The 16,498-nt window shown below is 71.9% G+C and carries 11 protein-coding genes; 4 read left to right on the top strand and 7 right to left on the bottom strand.

Annotated elements, in window-relative coordinates; all coding sequences use genetic code 11:
* The first annotated feature begins 39 nt into the window (after positions 1-39).
* Both HEP85_RS15155 and HEP85_RS15160 read left to right on the top strand, forming a co-directional pair.
* A complete protein-coding gene (locus HEP85_RS15155; RefSeq protein ID WP_248001939.1) occupies positions 40-1,872 on the top strand; it encodes a glycoside hydrolase family 3 protein in 1,833 nt (610 codons plus the stop codon).
* Between the two features lie 111 nt (positions 1,873-1,983).
* The gene (locus HEP85_RS15160) at positions 1,984-2,616 is read left to right on the top strand and encodes a hypothetical protein (protein WP_248001940.1); all 633 of its coding nucleotides are present in this window, start codon (positions 1,984-1,986) and stop codon (positions 2,614-2,616) included.
* Between the two features lie 24 nt (positions 2,617-2,640).
* Here HEP85_RS15160 and HEP85_RS15165 read toward each other — a convergent pair whose 3' ends face one another.
* Both HEP85_RS15165 and HEP85_RS15170 read right to left on the bottom strand, forming a co-directional pair.
* Positions 2,641-4,092 carry a S28 family serine protease gene (locus HEP85_RS15165; RefSeq protein ID WP_369657719.1) on the bottom strand — a complete coding sequence of 484 codons (1,452 nt, stop codon included), beginning with the start codon at positions 4,090-4,092 and terminating at the stop codon, positions 2,641-2,643.
* Between the two features lie 142 nt (positions 4,093-4,234).
* Entirely contained in the window at positions 4,235-4,624 is a 390-nt protein-coding gene (locus HEP85_RS15170) for a hypothetical protein (protein WP_168528236.1), read from the bottom strand.
* 182 nt (positions 4,625-4,806) lie between these two features.
* On the opposite strand from HEP85_RS15170, the gene HEP85_RS15175 reads away from it, so the two are divergent.
* On the top strand, positions 4,807-5,313 hold the full coding sequence (locus HEP85_RS15175) for a hypothetical protein (RefSeq protein WP_329287988.1): 507 nt from the start codon (positions 4,807-4,809) through the stop codon (positions 5,311-5,313).
* An 11-nt stretch (positions 5,314-5,324) separates the two neighbouring features.
* Here HEP85_RS15175 and HEP85_RS15180 read toward each other — a convergent pair whose 3' ends face one another.
* Both HEP85_RS15180 and HEP85_RS15185 read right to left on the bottom strand, forming a co-directional pair.
* On the bottom strand, positions 5,325-9,044 hold the full coding sequence (locus HEP85_RS15180) for an ABC transporter ATP-binding protein (protein WP_168528237.1): 3,720 nt from the start codon (positions 9,042-9,044) through the stop codon (positions 5,325-5,327).
* A gap of 616 nt (positions 9,045-9,660) precedes the next feature.
* Positions 9,661-10,596 carry a serine hydrolase gene (locus HEP85_RS15185; RefSeq protein ID WP_168528238.1) on the bottom strand — a complete coding sequence of 312 codons (936 nt, stop codon included), beginning with the start codon at positions 10,594-10,596 and terminating at the stop codon, positions 9,661-9,663.
* 380 nt (positions 10,597-10,976) lie between these two features.
* Between HEP85_RS15185 and HEP85_RS15190 the strand changes: the two genes are divergently transcribed.
* Positions 10,977-11,783, top strand: coding sequence for an endonuclease I family protein (locus HEP85_RS15190; protein WP_168528239.1), 807 nt, complete (start codon positions 10,977-10,979; stop codon positions 11,781-11,783).
* Positions 11,784-11,835: 52 nt separating this feature from the next.
* On the opposite strand, the gene HEP85_RS15195 is transcribed toward HEP85_RS15190, so the two are convergent.
* The 3 genes from HEP85_RS15195 to HEP85_RS15205 all read right to left on the bottom strand — a co-directional run bounded on the left by HEP85_RS15195 (position 11,836) and on the right by HEP85_RS15205 (position 16,336).
* Positions 11,836-13,524, bottom strand: coding sequence for a thiamine pyrophosphate-binding protein (locus HEP85_RS15195; protein ID WP_168528240.1), 1,689 nt, complete (start codon positions 13,522-13,524; stop codon positions 11,836-11,838).
* Positions 13,521-14,513: an agmatinase gene (speB, locus tag HEP85_RS15200; protein WP_168528241.1), complete on the bottom strand. Its 993-nt coding sequence runs from the start codon at positions 14,511-14,513 to the stop codon at positions 13,521-13,523. Before speB ends, HEP85_RS15195 begins: the two co-directional genes overlap by 4 nt.
* Before the next feature lie 353 nt (positions 14,514-14,866).
* Positions 14,867-16,336: a sodium:solute symporter gene (locus HEP85_RS15205; protein ID WP_168528242.1), complete on the bottom strand. Its 1,470-nt coding sequence runs from the start codon at positions 16,334-16,336 to the stop codon at positions 14,867-14,869.
* Between the last annotated feature and the right edge of the window lie 162 nt (positions 16,337-16,498).

A 16,498-nucleotide genomic window follows, 5' to 3' on the forward strand; every position in this document is an offset into this window, starting at 1 on the left:
GACTCCTCGGAAGTTTCCTTCACGAGGGAAGGAGCGCTCGTGCGCGACTCCAGCACGGGAAGCACCGCACAACCGTCCAGACGTACGGTTCTCGCCGCCACCGCCGGAACCACCGCCGCTCTCGCCCTGGGCACGGACCCCGCCCGAGCCGCCGGGGGCCACCATGACGAAACGTCACTCCGCGCCCTGATCTCCCGCATGACGCTGGAGGAGAAGGTCGGCCAGCTCTTCGTGATGCGGGTGTACGGTCACTCGGCCACCGCCCCCGACCAGGCGGACATCGACGCCAACCTCGCGGAACTCGGCGTCAGAACGGCCGCCGAGCTGATCGCCCGCTACCGCGTCGGCGGCATCATCTACTTCACCTGGGCCCACAACACCCGCGACCCGCACCAGATCGCGGCCCTGTCCAACGGTATCCAGCGGGTCTCCCTGGCCCAGCCGCGCGGCCTGCCCGTGCTGATCTCCACCGACCAGGAGCACGGCATAGTGGCCCGGGTCGGCAAGCCCGCGACGCTCTTCCCGGGCGCGATGGCGCTGGGCGCGGGCCGCTCACGGGAGGACGCCCGCACCGTGGGGAGGCTCGGCGGGGCCGAACTGCGCGCGCTCGGCATCCGGCAGGACTACTCCCCGGTCGCCGACGTGAACGTCAACCCGGCCAACCCGGTCATCGGCGTGCGCTCCTTCGGCGCCGACCCGGACGCGGTGGCCCATCTGGTGACGGCCGAGGTGGAGGGATACCGCGGCGCGGGCGTGGCCGCCACCTCCAAGCACTTCCCGGGGCACGGCGACACGGCCGTGGACAGTCACTTCGGCTTCCCGGTCATCACACACAGCCGTGAGCTGTGGTCGGACCTCGACGCCGTGCCCTTCCGTGCCGCGATCCGGGCCGGCATCGACTCGATCATGACCGCCCACATCATGGTCCCGGCGCTCGACCCGGCCGGCGACCCGGCCACGCTCTCCCACCCCATCCTCACCGGCATCCTGCGCGAGGAACTCGGCTACGACGGTGTGGTGGTGACGGACTCGCTCGGCATGGAGGGCGTGCGGACGAAGTACGGCGACGACCGCGTCCCCGTGCTGGCCCTGAAGGCCGGCGTCGACCAGCTCCTCAACCCGCCGTCCATCGACGTCGCCTGGCACGCCGTGCTCGACGCGGTGCGCGGCGGCGAGCTGACCGAGGCCCGCCTCGACGAGTCGCTCCTGCGCGTCCTGCGCCTCAAGGCGAGGCTCGGGCTGCTGGAGAACCCGTACGTCAGCGACGGCGGGGTCGACCGCTCGGTCGGCACCGCGGCCCACCTCAGGGCGGCCGACCGGATCGCCGAACGCACGACGACCCTGCTGGTCAACCAGCGGGGCCTGCTGCCGCTCTCCCGCCGTACGCACAGGAACGTGCTCGTCGTGGGCGCCGACCCCGCCTCGCCCTCCGGCACCGACGGCCCGCCCACCACCGTCCTCGCGACCGCGCTGACCGCGCTGGGCTTCACGGCCACGGCGCTGTCCACGGGGACGACGCCCACCGGGGCGGCCATCGACGGCGCGGTCGCGGCCGCCGCGGGAGCGGACGCCGTGGTCGTCGGGACGTACAACGTCACGGCGGCGAGTTCCCAGCGGACGCTCGTCGACCGGCTGGTCGCCACCGGCGTGCCGGTCGTCGTGATCGCCATCCGCAATCCGTACGACGTGGCTCACCTTCCGTCCGCCGACGCCCACTTGGCCGCATACTCCTGGACAGACGTCGAACTGCGGGCCGCCGCACGGGTGATCGCCGGCCGGGTCAAGCCGCGGGGCAGGCTTCCGGTCGCGGTCCAGCGGGCGGACGACCCTGCTCAGGTGCTGTATCCGATCGGGTACGGATTGACGTATTAGCCCTACGCCGCAGACCGGGCGCACCACCCCCAACATACGCAAAGCACCCCGGATGTCTGGCGTGTGCCCGCCGCGGCGGGTCACGCTGGACAGGGGTATCGGGGGGAAGACATGCGAGCCAGCTCGGTGGGTCGGCGTTGCGCCGGGGTGATGTGCGCGCTGCTGCTGACCGTGGCCGCACTCACCGGCTGCGACCACTGGTCGGACTCCAGGAGCGCCGGACCCGGCGCGGTGACGACGTCGGCCGGACCCTCCGGCTACGGCGCGGTGTTCCTCGCGGTCGACGAGTGCAGTTCCTTCGGGACGACCAGCTTCACCGAGGTGCCCTGCACCAGCGAACGGGCCGCCGCCCGCGTGGTCGCCCGCTACGACGGCGGGGTCACCGACGGCCCGCCGTGCCCGCCGACCACCGACTTCGTCCTGCACATCAGCGAGACCCGGGCCGCCGCGGACGGGAACGGCGACAGCGCGGTCCCGCAGGGCTACGCCTGCATGCGCAAGCTGGAGGCCCCGCACCCCGGCGACCCGGGCGGCGGCGGAGGCCCCCGCACGATCGTCGGCGACTGCGTCTACAGCGCGGGCAGCGGTCAGGTCCGCGAGACCGCCTGCGACGGCAAGGGCAGGAAGCCCCCGGAGTACCGGGTGACCTCGGCGGTCGCCGAGCGCTCCGAGTGCCCGTCCGTCACGGCCCTCTACGTCCAGTTGGGCGGCGGCAGACCGGTGGGCTGCGCCCGCCCGGTGTGACCGGTGGGCGGGCGCAGCCGTGCCTTACGGGCGCAGCGCGGGCTCGCGCTCGATGTCGCGCCGGTCGAGCCTCGCGTCGAATCCGGCCAGCGGCCGGGCCGCCGACGGGTCGGCCTGGACGGCCGCGGAGGCGACGCCGGCCCATTGCAGGATGCGGGCCGTCGCGAGCGCCTTCTCGTCGGGTACGAGACCGGCGACGTTGGCACCGTGGTTGAGGCCGGGAGCCGTGAAGACGTACGCGTCACGGGCGCCCCTGCCGAGGCGGAAGCGCTCCGCGCCCCACGGGTCGTTCTGGCCGTAGACGTAGAGCATGTGGTGGGCGTGGTGCGCGACCCATGTGTCCACGTCCCGCATCGCCGACCGCTGGAACGTCATCGGGATGGAGCGCGGCACGAAGTTCCGCGGCGGCTGGTAGCCGTAGCGGATCAGCTTCTTCTCGATGTACGGGAAGTGGATCGTGGGCGCGCCGAGCTGTGTGCCCGCCTGGTAGTAGTAGGGCGTGTACGTCTCCAGGCCCTGGTCGGTGTAGGCCGAGAAACCGGAGATGGTGTCGACGGAGTCCCAGATCGCGTCGTCCGTGGCGTGCGGCGCGTCGGCGGGGATCGTGGCGCAGTCGGCCAGCAGGCTGTACTGCCAGAAGCCCCACACGTAGTCGAGGACGACGGCCTCGTACGCCTTGTCCAGGCTGCCGATCGTGGTGAAGGTGTAGCCGTTGTCGGCGGCGTACTGGGCGTACTTCTTCTCCAGCGGCTTCCGGCGCACCAGCGCCTCGCGCTGCACCGCGTCCAGCTTGTCGCGGCACTCCTTGGTGCCGACGTTCCTGAAGAAGCGGTCGTACGCCGAGTCCTCGTCGTTCACCACGTCGTTGGGGGCGACGTAGGCGACCACACCGTCCATGTCGCGCGGGTAGAAGCGCTCGTAGTACGTGGCGGTCATGCCGCCCTTGGAGCCGCCCGTCGAGATCCACCTCTGGTGGTAGATCGGCTTGAGGGCCTCGAAGATGCGGTGCTGGTCGCTGGCCGCCTGCCAGATGTCGAGCTTGGACCAGTCGGCCGGCTCGGGGCGGGACGGGGTGAAGAAGCGGTACTCCATCGAGACCTGGTTGCCGTCCACGATCTGGGTCGGCTCGCGGCGGCTCGGGGTCGTGGAGACGTTGTAGCCGCCGGTGTAGAAGACCGTCGGGCGCGCGGTGTCCTTGTGCAGCACCGTGATGCGCTGCTGGAACGTTCCCCTGGACGGGTGCCTGTGGTCGATCGGCTGGGTGTAGCCGAGGACGAAGAAGCGGTAGCCGGTGTACGGCTTCTCCTCGATCAGGCTCATGCCCGGTATCGCGAGGAGACGGTCCTTGATGTCCTGCGTGGTGGTGCCGGTGGTGCCGGTGGTGGCCTCCGGCTGGGCGGCGGTGGCCGCCCCGGCCGTGCTCAGCGTGCCTATGAGCACGGTGAGCGCCAGCAGCCATCTGAGCGCCTTGCGCATGCACCCTCCCCTGGAGTTACACAGCTGTCCGCCGGAACCTAGCGGAGCAACTGGCGTGACACCAGAGGGACTTGAGGGAATTCTGTGACTTAGCTGTGATTTCGGCCGGGACTGGCGGGGGCTCCGGCCGGGACCGCCCGGCTCAGCACAGGATCCAGCCCGAGCTCACGGAGCCCGAGCCGACCGAGCCCCTGATACGGACGCAGCGGTGGCCCGCGTGGACGGTGACCGGGCCCGCGTGGTGCGAGAAGCGGCCCGCGTCGGTCACCGGCCGGTTGCCGCGCGCCTGCACGCTGACCGACATCGGCCGTTTCTGCGACTGCTGCTTCTTGGGGACCGTCACGGCGCAGACGTAACCGCCGCTCCGGTAGAGCTGCACGGAGCCCGTCGCGAAGGGGACCGTGCGCACCTTGTGTCCCGAGCAGTACGAGGCGGCCTGCGCGCTCCCCGGGCACACCAACGCGAGCAGCCCGGAGGCGGTCAGCACAGCCAGACCGAGCGCCATGCGCCGACGGATCGCACCACTGTCCACAATCGCCCCTCCCCGACCATTGAGCGTACTGGTGTACGGACGCAGAACATACATCTGACGGTTGCGTGCGCCCGGCCGCGCGCCTCCACCCTGTGACCCGGACGGGTTTTTTTCCGCTTTCGGGGCAACCACGCCGCTTTGACCGGTGTCCAACTGGTCAGAAAAGCGAAAGGTGGTACCCGATGTCCCGCACGTCCCGTTCCCACTCGCCCCGGTCCCGCACGTCCCGGTCCCGCGCCGCCGTCGGCGCGTTCGCCGGCGCCGCGGTCCTCGCCGCGGCCGGTGCCTCCGTGCCCGCGTTCGCCGGTTCCCCCACTCCCCCGCCCCCACGCGCCGGCGCCAACGGCCCGGCGTACGACCGGGTGGCCGACTTCTACGGCGCCTACATCGACGCCGTGACCGACCAGGGCGCCGGCCGTCTCGGCCCGCAGCTGCGCTCGTTCTACCTGACCTCGGACCTGCGCACCCGGCTGGCCAGGTGGGAGGGCCGTGAGCACGCCGACGGCGTCCTGCGCGCCCAGGACGTGCCGCGCGCCTGGAAGGTGACGGCGGGCGACAGCGGCGCGGGCCACACCTGGTCGACCGTCCGCCTGACCTGGGGTTCCGCCCAACACCCGACGTACAGCTATCTGGCCGTCCAGTCGGATCTGTCGACGAAGAAGATCTCCGACATCAGGCAGAAGGGCTGAGCGGGCGGGCGTCAGGCGGTGGAGCCGACCGGCTCCTCCGGCTCCGACGCCCCCACGAAGGTCCGCCACAGCTCCGCGTACCGGCCGTCGAGCAGGAGCAGTTCGTCGTGCGTGCCGTCCTCCGTGACCCGGCCGTGGTCCATGACCACGACCCGGTCCGCGCGGGCGGCCGTGGTCAGCCGGTGGGCGACGACCAGGGTCGTACGACGGCCCGCGAGCCGGTCGGTGGCCTGGTTGACCAGGCTCTCCGTGGCGAGGTCGAGCGCGGCCGTGGCCTCGTCGAGGAGCAGGACGTCGGGGTCGACGAGTTCGGCTCGGGCCAGCGCGATCAGCTGGCGCTGGCCCGCGGAGAGGTTGCGGCCGCGCTCGGCGACCTCGTGGAGGTAGCCGCCGTCCAGCGTGGCGATCATGTCGTGCGCGCCGACCGCGCGGGCGGCGGCCTCCACCTGGGCGTCGGTCGCGCCGGGCCGGCCGTAGGCGATGGCGTCGCGGACCGTCCCCTGGAAGAGGTACGCCTCCTGCGGGACCACCCCGAGCCGGTGGCGGTACGAGGTGATGTCGAGGGCGCGCAGATCGGTGCCGTCGACGGTGACCCGCCCGCCCGTCGGATCGTAGAAGCGGGCGACCAGCTTCACCAGCGTCGACTTGCCCGCGCCGGTCTCACCGACGAAGGCGACGGTCTGTCCGGCCGGGATGCTCAGGGAGACACCGCTGAGGGCCTCCTCGTCGTCGCCGTACGCGAAGCCGACGTCCTCGAAGGCGATGTCGCCGCGCAGTGAGAGCACCTCCAGCGGCTCGGCGGCGGCCTGTGTCGACGTCGGTTCCTGGAGCAGCTCCTGGATGCGGCCCAGCGACACCGTCGCCTGCTGGTAGCCGTCGAAGACCTGGGAGAGCTGCTGCACGGGCGCGAAGAACAGGTCGATGTAGAGGAGGTAGGCGACCAGCGCGCCGGTCGTCAGCGTCCCGGCGTCGACCCGGTGCGCGCCCACCATCAGCACCGCGGCCGCCGCGACCGACGACAGCAGCTGCACGAAGGGGAAGTAGACGGAGATCAGCCACTGTCCGCGGATGCGCGCCGCGCGGTAGCCGGCGCTGCCCTCCGCGAACCGCCGGCTGCCCGAACGCTCGCGCCGGAAGGCCTGCAGGATCAGCAGCCCCGAGACCGACTCCTGGAGGTCGGCGTTGACCGCCGAGACGCGCTCGCGGGCGAGTTCGTACGCCTTCACGCTCGCCCGGCGGAAGAAGAACGTGCCGACGACCAGCGGCGGCAGCGTCACGAACACGACCAGCGCGAGCTGGACGTCGATCACCAGCAGCGCGCCCATGATGCCGAAGAAGGTGACGACGGAGACGAACGCGGTGACCAGGCCGGTCTGCAGGAACGTGGACAGCGCGTCGACGTCGGTCGTCATCCGGGTCATGATCCGCCCGGTCAGCTCCCGCTCGTAGTAGTCGAGCCCGAGGCGCTGGAGCTGCGCGAAGATCTTCAGGCGGAGCGAGTACAGGACCCGCTCGCCGGTCCGTCCCGTCATCCGTGTCTCACCGATCTGCGCCGACCACTGGGCGAGCACGGTGACCAGCGCCAGGGCCGCCGCGGCCCAGACCGCGCCGAGGGCCATCCTGGAGACGCCCTGGTCGATGCCGTGCCGGATCAGCACGGGCAGCAGCAGGCTCATACCGGCGTCGACGGCGACCAGGCCGAGGCTCACCAGGAGCGGGGGCCCGAAGCCGCGCAGCAGCCGGCGCAGTCCGTACGACTCCTCGGGCGTGACCGCGCGTGCCTCGTCGATGGCCGGGGTGTCGGTGGCCGGGGGCAGCGCCTCGACCTGGGCGAGGAGTTCGGGTGTGGCCGGCATGCCCGCCAGCGCGTTGTCCCTGGGCTCGCGGTCGCCGGTCCACAGATGCGGGGTGACACCGCGCTCGGCGTCGAACTCGGCGTCCAGTTCCTCCCGTACCGAGGTGTCCTCCGCCGCCGCCACGGGCTGGGCGTGTCCCGGGGAGACCCCGCCCAGTTCGTCCGGGTCGGTGAGCAGCCGCCGGTACAGCGGGGAGCGGTCCTGGAGCTCCTCGTGGGTGCCGATGTCGGCGAGCCGGCCGCCGTCGAGGACGGCGATGCGGTCGGCGAGGTTGAGGGTGGAGCGGCGGTGCGCGATCAGCAGGGTCGTGCGGCCCTCCATGACCTGCTTCAGCGCCTCGTGGATCTCGTGCTCGACGCGGGCGTCCACGGCGGAGGTGGCGTCGTCGAGGACCAGCAGGCGCGGGTCGGTGAGGATGGCGCGGGCGAGGGCGACCCGCTGGCGCTGGCCGCCGGAGAGCGTCAGGCCGTGCTCGCCGACCTTGGTGTCGTAGCCGGCGGGCAGCTCGGTGATGAAGCGGTCGGCCTGCGCGGCCCGTGCGGCCTCCTCGATCTCCTCCTGCGTGGCGTCGGGGCGGCCGTAGGCGATGTTGGCGCGCACGGTGTCGGAGAAGAGGAAGGAGTCCTCGGGGACCAGGCCGATCGCGGCGCGCAGCGACTCCTGCGTGAGCTCGCGGACGTCGTGGCCGCCGACGAGGACGGCGCCGTGCGTGACGTCGTAGAAGCGGGGCATCAGCAGCGACACCGTCGACTTGCCGGACCCCGAGGAGCCGACGACGGCGAGGGTCTCGCCGGGCCGGATCTCGAAGCTCAGCCCGTTCAGGACCGGCCGGCCGTCTTCGTAGGCGAAGGACACGTCGTCGAACTCGACGGTCGCGGGCGCGTCGGCCGGGAGGGTCTTGGTGCCGTCCTGGATGGCCGGTTCGGTGTCGATCAGTTCGAGCACGCGCTCGGCGCCGGCCCGGGCCTGCTGTCCGACGGTGAGGACCACCGCGAGCATCCGGACGGGCCCGACGAGCTGGGAGAGGTACGAGGAGAACGCCACGAACGTACCGAGCGTGATCTGCCCCCGTACGGCGAGCCAGCCGCCCAGCGCGAGCATCGCGACCTGGCCGAGGGCGGGCACGGCCTGGAGGGCGGGGGTGTACCGGGCGTTGAACCGGATGGTCCGCATCCGTCCGGCGAAGAGCCGTCGGCCGACCTCCCGGAGCTTTCCGGTCTCCTGGTCCTCCTGGCCGAAGCCCTTGACCACACGGACACCGCTGACGGCGCCGTCCACGACGCCCGCCACGGCGGCGGCCTGGGCCTGCGCGTACCAGGTGGCGGGGTGCAGCCGGGAGCGGCTGCGCTTGGCGACGAACCACAGTGCGGGAGCGACGGCCAGCGCGACCAGGGTGAGCGGCAGGGAGAGCCAGGCCATGATCCCGAGCGAGATCACGAAGAGGAGCACGTTCCCGATGGTCATCGGGAGCATGAAGAGCAGGCCCTGGATCAGCTGGAGGTCACTGGTGGCCCGGCCGACGACCTGTCCGGTGGACAGCTCGTCCTGCCGGCGTCCGTCGAGCCGGGTGATCGTGTCGTACATCTCGGTCCGCAGGTCGTGCTGGACGTCGAGGGCGAGACGGCCGCCGTAGTAGCGGCGGATGTAGGTGAGGACGTAGACGACGACGGCGGCCGCTATCAGCGCGCCCGCCCAGGGGGCCATGGAGCGGGTGTGGTTCCCGACGACGTCGTCGATGATCACCTTCGTGATCAGCGGGACCACCGCCAGCACGGCCATGCCGCCGAGCGCGGACCCGAGCGCGAGCAGCACGTCCTTCGGGTACCGCCACGCGTACCCGGCCAGTCGCCGTGCCCATCCCCGCTGACCTGCCACGCCGGTGCCTTCCGTAGATCTCACTCCGCCGGAAGTCACCAACGCCGAACGAAGCGGATTTCATCCCTCCGCAACAATCATTCCCTCACCGTCCGTGGCAGGCGCACGCGCGGGGAGTACGGAGGGGTGGTCCGCGCGGCACTCCGGCGGTCGCCGCCGTCCCTGGTACGGGCCGGGGCAGCCGTCCCTGATGCGGGCCGGGGCGGCCGTCCGGGTACGGGCCGGGGCAGCCGTCCCGGGTGCGGCCGGTGACGGTGAGCCCCTCGATGTCGTCGAGGGGCGGACCGGGCCGGCCTGCTCGGCCCAGGGCCCTCGGGTGAGGGGCGGTCCACCAGGCCGGCCGACGGGCCTCGCGGAGAAGCCGGAGGCAGGCCGACCGGTTCGGGCGGTGCGGCGGACCCGGGCGGGGCAGCCGTCCCGGGCCGTACAGCCGACTCGGCCGGGGCGCGCCCGGCCCCGACCCGACCCGGCGCGACGTCACCGCGCCGGTGGCGGTGACGTGGCGTGCAGGGTTCTCGGGCGCGTCCGGTCACGACGGGCGCGGGCCGGACACGGCAGGACGCGCGAGCGGCCCGGGAGCGGACGCGCCTGGAGCGGGGAGAGCCCCGCCGCGCCGTCAGCTCGCGGGCGCGGGCACGGACGCCTCCTGCGGGGTGCCGGTGGGCACGTACCGCAGCACGCTCGCGCTGCTCTTGGAGGTGGCCGGCACGAGGTCCTTGTGAATCGCCTTGGCGACGCCCTGGATGGTGCTGACGCCGTAACTCATGGTGCTGTTCCCGTGAGTGAGCACGGTGATCATGTAGTCGTGACCGGCGCCGTTGAAGGTGCCGACACTGTGCACGCGCCAGCCGTGCGTGGAGCGCGACAGCCAGCCGTTCTTGACGTGCACGGCGACCGACGAGGGCGCGCCGGCCGGGGTGCCCCAGCGCTGCGAGGAGATGACCTTGCCCATCAGCTTCAGCTCGTACGCGCGGGAGTTGTCGCTCAGCACGGAGTTCTTGGCGGTGAGCAGCCCGAGCAGTTTCTGCTCGTCGCGCACGGTGATCTGGGTGAGACCCCAGTAGCCGTTCGCGCCCGGCTTGGTCTCGGTCATCCCGGCGGCGGTGAGGAAACCTTTCACCTTGGTCACGCCGAGCTGCTTCCACAGCGTGCTGGTCGCGGTGTTGTCCGACTTGGTGATCATGGCCGTGGCGAGCGTCTGCTCACGACTGGTCAGATACCGGTTGTGCTTCTTCGCGTCCCACAGCAGCGTGGCCAGCACGGTGACCTTGACCACGCTGGCGGAGTCGTAGGCGGAGGTGGCACGCAGGGTGCAGGTCGTCTTCGTCGTCCGGTCGTAGAGCCCGACGGCGACGGTGCCGGCACGGCTCTTCAGGGCCGCGGTGATGTCCTTCTGCAGTTTGGCGGCCAGGCCCGCCTTGGCGGACGTACAGCTGACCTGCGGCGCCGCGGCGGCGGAGGCCGGTGCCGCGGCCGCCGCGAACGGCACGAGCACCCCGGCGCCGAGGCTCGCTGCGAGCATCCGGGCGCGCCGGGATATCCGGTGAGTCATATGGAGGTTCCCCATCCCCTTCGACCAGTACGAGCGCGCCTGCGGCGCACCCGACTCTCATGACTCGCAGAGGCGACCGAGGGTTGTACGTGTGTTCGTGGGGCTCCGCGGCCCACCCCCGCGTGGAGCGCGGGCCGCGCCGCCCGCCGAGCGGCGGCGGCCGCCGCCCCATCGAGCCGACCACCGCAGCACCACGCGGCGTTCACCCCCGCCGTGGCCGCTCGGCACGCCATGTCGCGTGCCCTGAAGGCGACTTACCGGAAGGCGACTTGCCGGATTCCGACACGGAACCGACACCGCCCGTTCATTGCCCCCACCGCATGTCCATGCCACGCTCCGGTTGCCTGCTCAATCAACACGCGTAGAACGGACTCCCCACGATGCCCGCGACAACGCACATACGCCGCTGGAAGACGCTGGCGCTGACCACATCCGCCGTACTGGTGGGCCTCACCCTGCCGACGGTCACCGCGACTCCCGCGAGCGCCACGACGACCGTGTACGACAGCACGTACTACAAGAACGCGGTCGGCAAGACCGGCGCGAGCCTGAAGTCCTCGCTGCACACCATCATCAGCAGCCAGAGCAAGATCTCGTACGCGGCGGTCTGGAACGCGCTGAAGGTCACCGACCAGGACCCGAACAACAGCAACAACGTCATCCTGCTGTACAGCGGCGTCTCCCGCAGCAAGTCCCTCAACGGCGGCGACGTCGGCGACTGGAACCGTGAGCACACCTGGGCCAAGTCGCACGGCGACTTCGGCGAGGTGACCGGCCCCGGCACCGACCTGCACCATCTGCGTCCCGCGGACGTCCAGGTCAACGGCATCCGCGGCAACCTGGACTTCGACAACGGCGGCAGCGCGGTCACGGGCGGCGGCGGCAGCCGCGTCGACTCCGACTCCTTCGAGCCGCGCGACGCGGACAAGGGGGACGTGGCCCGGATGATCCTCTACATGGCCGTGCGGTACGAGGGGGGCGACGGGTTCGCCGACCTGGAGCCCGACGAGAAGGTCAACAACGGCAGCGCCCCGTACATCGGCAAGCTGTCCGTGCTGAAGCAGTGGAACGAGCAGGACCCGCCGAGCGCCTTCGAGGAGAAGCGCAACCAGGTCATCTACGACAGCTACCAGCACAACCGCAACCCGTTCATCGACCACCCGGAGTGGGTCGAGGCGATCTGGTAGCGGCTCGGACCGGCCACCGCCCGGTGCGGTGGCCGGTGCGTCCGGCAGCCGGTCAGCCGTCGAGGTGCGTGGGCGCGAACATCCGCAGGACCGCCGGGAGCAGCACCACCGTCGGTCCGGGGGTGGCCAGCGCCTTCGACAGGTCCGCTTCGAGGGTCCCGGGGCTCGTACGGATCCCCGGGACACCGAAGGACTCGGCGAGGGCCACGTAGTCCGGGCGCGCCAGCTCCGTCGCCGTCGCCTGGCCGAAGGCGTCGGTCATGTACTCGCGCAGGATGCCGTAGCCGCCGTCGTCGACGATCAGCCAGGTGACGTCGAGGCCGTACTGCTTCGCCGTGGCCAGCTCGGCGATCGAGTACAGCGCTCCGCCGTCGCCGGAGACCGCGAGGACCGGGCGGGTGGGGTCGGCGGCCGCCGCTCCGAGGGCCGCCGGGAAGCCGTAGCCGAGGCCGCCGGCGCCCTGGGCGGAGTGCATGGTGTTGGGCCGGCGGGGGTCGAAGGCGGACCACGCCCAGTACGCCAGGATGGTCATGTCCCAGAAGGACGGGGAGCCGTCCGGCAGGGCGCGGCGCACGGACGCCAGCACGTCCTGCTCCAGGGTGAGTTCCTGCGCGGCGATGCGCTCGCCGACCCGAGCGAGCAGCGTGCGCACACGCTCCGGCGCCGTCGGGTCGGGGCGCTCGTCGACCGTCTCCAGGAGCGCGGAGAGCGCGAGCCTGGCGTCGGCGTGGATGCCCAGTGCCGGGTGGTTGGACTCCAGCTTGCCGACGTCGGCCTCGATCTGGATCACCCGGCCGCGGGGCTTGAACGTGTGGTAGTTCGAGGACAGTTCACCGAGGCCGGAGCCCACCACGAGCAGGACGTCGGCGTCCTCCAGGAGGTCGGTGGTGTGCCGGTCCTCCAGCCAGGACTGGAGGGACAGCGGGTGGTTCCAGGGGAAGGCGCCCTTGCCGCCGAAGGTGGTGACGACGGGGGCGTTCAGCCGCTCGGCGAGCCGGCGCAGCTTGCCGGAGGCGTCCGCCCGTACGACACCGCCGCCCGCGATGATCGCGGGGCGGGCCGCCGAGGACAGCAAGTGGGCTGCCAGCGCGGTCAGTTCGGGGCGCGGGACGACGTCCTCGGGGGTCGCGTCCATCGGCGTCACCATCGGCAGGCTCGTCTCCGCGAGGAGGACGTCCTGCGGGATCTCCACCCAGACCGGGCCGTGCGGGGCCGTCAGCGCCGACTCCCAGGCCGCCGCGAGGGCGGAGGGGATCTGCGACTGCGTGCGGACGGTGTGCACGGACTTCACGACGCCCCTGAACGAGGCCTGCTGGTCCGGGAGTTCGTGCAGATAGCCGTGGCGTCCGCCGCCCAGTCCGGCGGTCGGGATCTGGCTGCTGATCGCGAGGACGGGGGCCGAGGCGGCGGCCGCCTCCTGGAGCGCGGCGAGCGACGTCAGCGCTCCCGGGCCGGTGGAGAGCAGCAGCGGCGCGGCCTCCCCCGTGATCCGGCCGTACGCGTCCGCCGCGAACCCGGCGTTGTTCTCGACCCGCAGCCCCACGTACTGGAGCGACGAGCGGCGCAGCGCGTCGAACATGCCCAGCGCGTGCTGGCCGGGCAGACCGAAGACGGTGGTCGCGCCGAGCCCGGAGAGGGTCTCCACGACCAGGTCCCCGCCGTTGCGGCCGGGGGGCGGGTTCAGCGCGGCCTCCGTCTGCGCCGCCGACGGACGGAGTACCAGGTCGTGGTCGTGGGTCACTTCGCTGCCTTCTCCTGGGCGATCTGGCGGGACATGATCGTGGTCAGTTCGTACGCCGTGTGGGACGCGGCGACGGCGGTGATCTCGGCGTGGTCGTAGGCGGGCGCGACCTCGACCACGTCCGCGGAGACCAGGTGGCAGGAGGACAGGCCGCGCAGGATCTCCAGGAGCTCGCGGGAGGTCATGCCGCCCGCCTCCGGGGTCCCGGTGCCGGGCGCGTGCGCCGGGTCGAGGCAGTCGATGTCGATGGAGATGTAGAGCGGGCGGTCTCCGATGCGCTGGCGCAGCTGGTCGGCGACCTCGTCGGCGCCGCGGCGGTAGATGTCCGCCGAGGTGACGATGCCGAAGCCCATCTTCTCGTCGTCGGTGAGGTCCTGCTTGCCGTACAGCGGGCCGCGGGTGCCGACGTGGGAGAGGGCGGAGGTGTCGAGGATGCCCTCCTCGACGGCGCGGCGGAACGGGGTGCCGTGGGTGTACTCGGCGCCGAAGTACGTGTCCCAGGTGTCGAGGTGCGCGTCGAAGTGGAGCAGGGCGACCGGGCCGTGCTTCTTCGCCACGGAGCGCAGCAGGGGCAGCGCGATGGTGTGGTCGCCGCCGAGGGTCATCAGGCGGGCGCCCGTGCCGAGCAGTTCGTCGGCCGCCGCCTCGACCGTCTCCACGGCCTCGTTGATGTTGAACGGGTTCGCCGCGATGTCACCGGCGTCGGCGACCTGGGCGAGGGCGAAGGGGGAGGCGTCCTGCGCCGGGTTGTACGGGCGCAGCAGGCGGGAGGCCTCGCGGATCGCGTTGCCGCCGAAGCGGGCGCCGGGCCGGTAGGAGACCCCGGAGTCGAACGGCACGCCGACCACGGCGACGTCGGCGGTGCCGACCTCGTCGAGGCGGGGCAGCCGGGCGAAGGTCGCGGGGCCGGCGTACCGCGGGACGCGGGACGAGTCGACGGGGCCGCGCGGCTGGCTGCCGCCTGCTGCCGGGTTGTCGGTGCTGCTCATCGTCGGACTCCTCCTGGTGATACCGGTGATGCGTGGTACGGGTGATACGTCTTCCAGTGTCGCGGACCCCGGCCACCGGAGTCCGCCCGGCCCGGCCGCCCCACGGCGACCGGCCCGAAACTCTTCAGCCCTCCCCGGCGCCCAGGCCGTCGGCCCCGGGAGGCGACGGCGCCCCCTCCAGCGTCCCGAGGGGGCAGCGCCCCTTCACGACCCCAGTGGGCCAGGGAGGCCGCCCCTTCACGGCCCCGGGGCGGGCAGCGCCCTCAGGGGCGCGGGGAACTGCGCGACCGGCCACGACCGACCCGCGGCCATACGCACTCCCCACCCCATGGGACCCGGGGTCCGGGACCCGCTCACGCCGGTACCTCCGCCGCCTCCGCCGAAGGCACCCCACGCCCGGCCAGCCGCTCGCGCCAAGCGACCAGCACCGCCGGATCGGTCGCGGGGGTGACCAGGGACACGATCACGTACACGACCAGCGAGGACAGCAGCCCGTAGTAGACCGGCTCGTTGGCGAGGATGCCGTACACCGCCATCAGCCCGACGACCGCGAGCCCGCCGACCACGACGGAGGCGAGCGCACCCTGCGCGGTCCCGCGCTTCCACAGCAGTCCGCCGAGGATCGGCACGAGCAGCCCGCCGACGAGCAGGTTGTACGCGACGGTCAGCGCCTCGACGACGTTGTTGAGGGCGATGGCGGTGCAGATCACCGCGACACCCATGACGAGGATGAAGACCCGGTTGCCCTTGACCTCGTCGTGGTCGCCGTCGTGCTCCTCGCCCGTGGGCCGTACGGCGCCCCGCAGCCGGGACCAGATGTCGTTGTTGGCGACGGTGGCGCAGGCGATCAGCGCGCCGGAGGACGTCGACATGACGGCCGCGAGCGCCGCGGCCAGCACCAGCCCGCGCACGCCGACGGGGAGTTCGTCCTTGACGATGGTCGCGAAGGCGGCGTCGGCGCTGGGCAGCGTCGGGTAGAGGACCTTGGCCGCCGTGCCGATGACGGCGCCCGCGACGGCGTACACCAGACAGTAGGTGCCGGCGACCGTGCCGCCCCACCGCGCCGTGGTGTCGCTGCGGGCGGTGAACACGCGCTGCCAGATGTCCTGGCCGATGAGCATGCCGAACGTGTAGATGAGCACGTAGGTGAAGATCGTCTCGCCGCCGATGCCCAGCGGATCGAAGTACTCGGTGGGCAGCTTGGCCTTCATCTCGCTGAACCCGCCGGCCTTGACGACCGCGATGGGCAGGAGCAGGAGCAGCACACCGATGGTCTTGACCACGAACTGCACCATGTCGGTGAGGGTGATCGACCACATGCCGCCGAGCGTCGAGTACGCGACGACGATCGAGCCGCCGATGACGATCGCGAGCGTCCGGTTCATGTCGAAGAGGACGTCGAAGATCGTGGCGTACGCGATGGTCGAGGTCACCGCGAGCATCAGGGTGTACGCCCACATGACGACGCCGGAGATGACACCGGCCCGGCCGCCGTAGCGCAGGTCCAGCATCTCGGAGACGGTGTAGACCTTCAGCCGGGCGATGCGGGCGGAGAAGAAGACGGAGAGGGCGAGCAGGCCGAGCCCGATGGTGAACACCATCCAGGCCCCGGAGAGCCCGTACTGGTATCCGAGCCCGACGCCGCCGATGGTGGAGGCGCCTCCCAGCACGATCGCGGCCATGGTCCCGGAGTACATCGCGGGCCCGAGCCGGCGTCCCGCGACGAGGAAGTCGCTCTTGGACTTGGCGCGGCGCATGCCCCACCAGCCCATGGCCAGCATGCCGGCCAGATAGACGACGATCACTGTGTAGTCGACGGCCATGCGGGGCCCTCCTTCGCTCACTCTCGGTGGCGTGTCGTGCAGATACGGATGGGGACGCGGCCGGGGCGAGCGCGGTCCGGCCGGGAGGACCGGTGGCGGATCCGCGAGCGGTTCCCGCCCGGTCGGTGCGGCAGCGGATCGCGGGGACATACGCCCGTACCC

The sequence above is a fragment of the Streptomyces sp. RPA4-2 genome (assembly GCF_012273515.2).
Taxonomy (GTDB): Bacteria; Actinomycetota; Actinomycetes; order Streptomycetales; family Streptomycetaceae; genus Streptomyces; species Streptomyces kaempferi.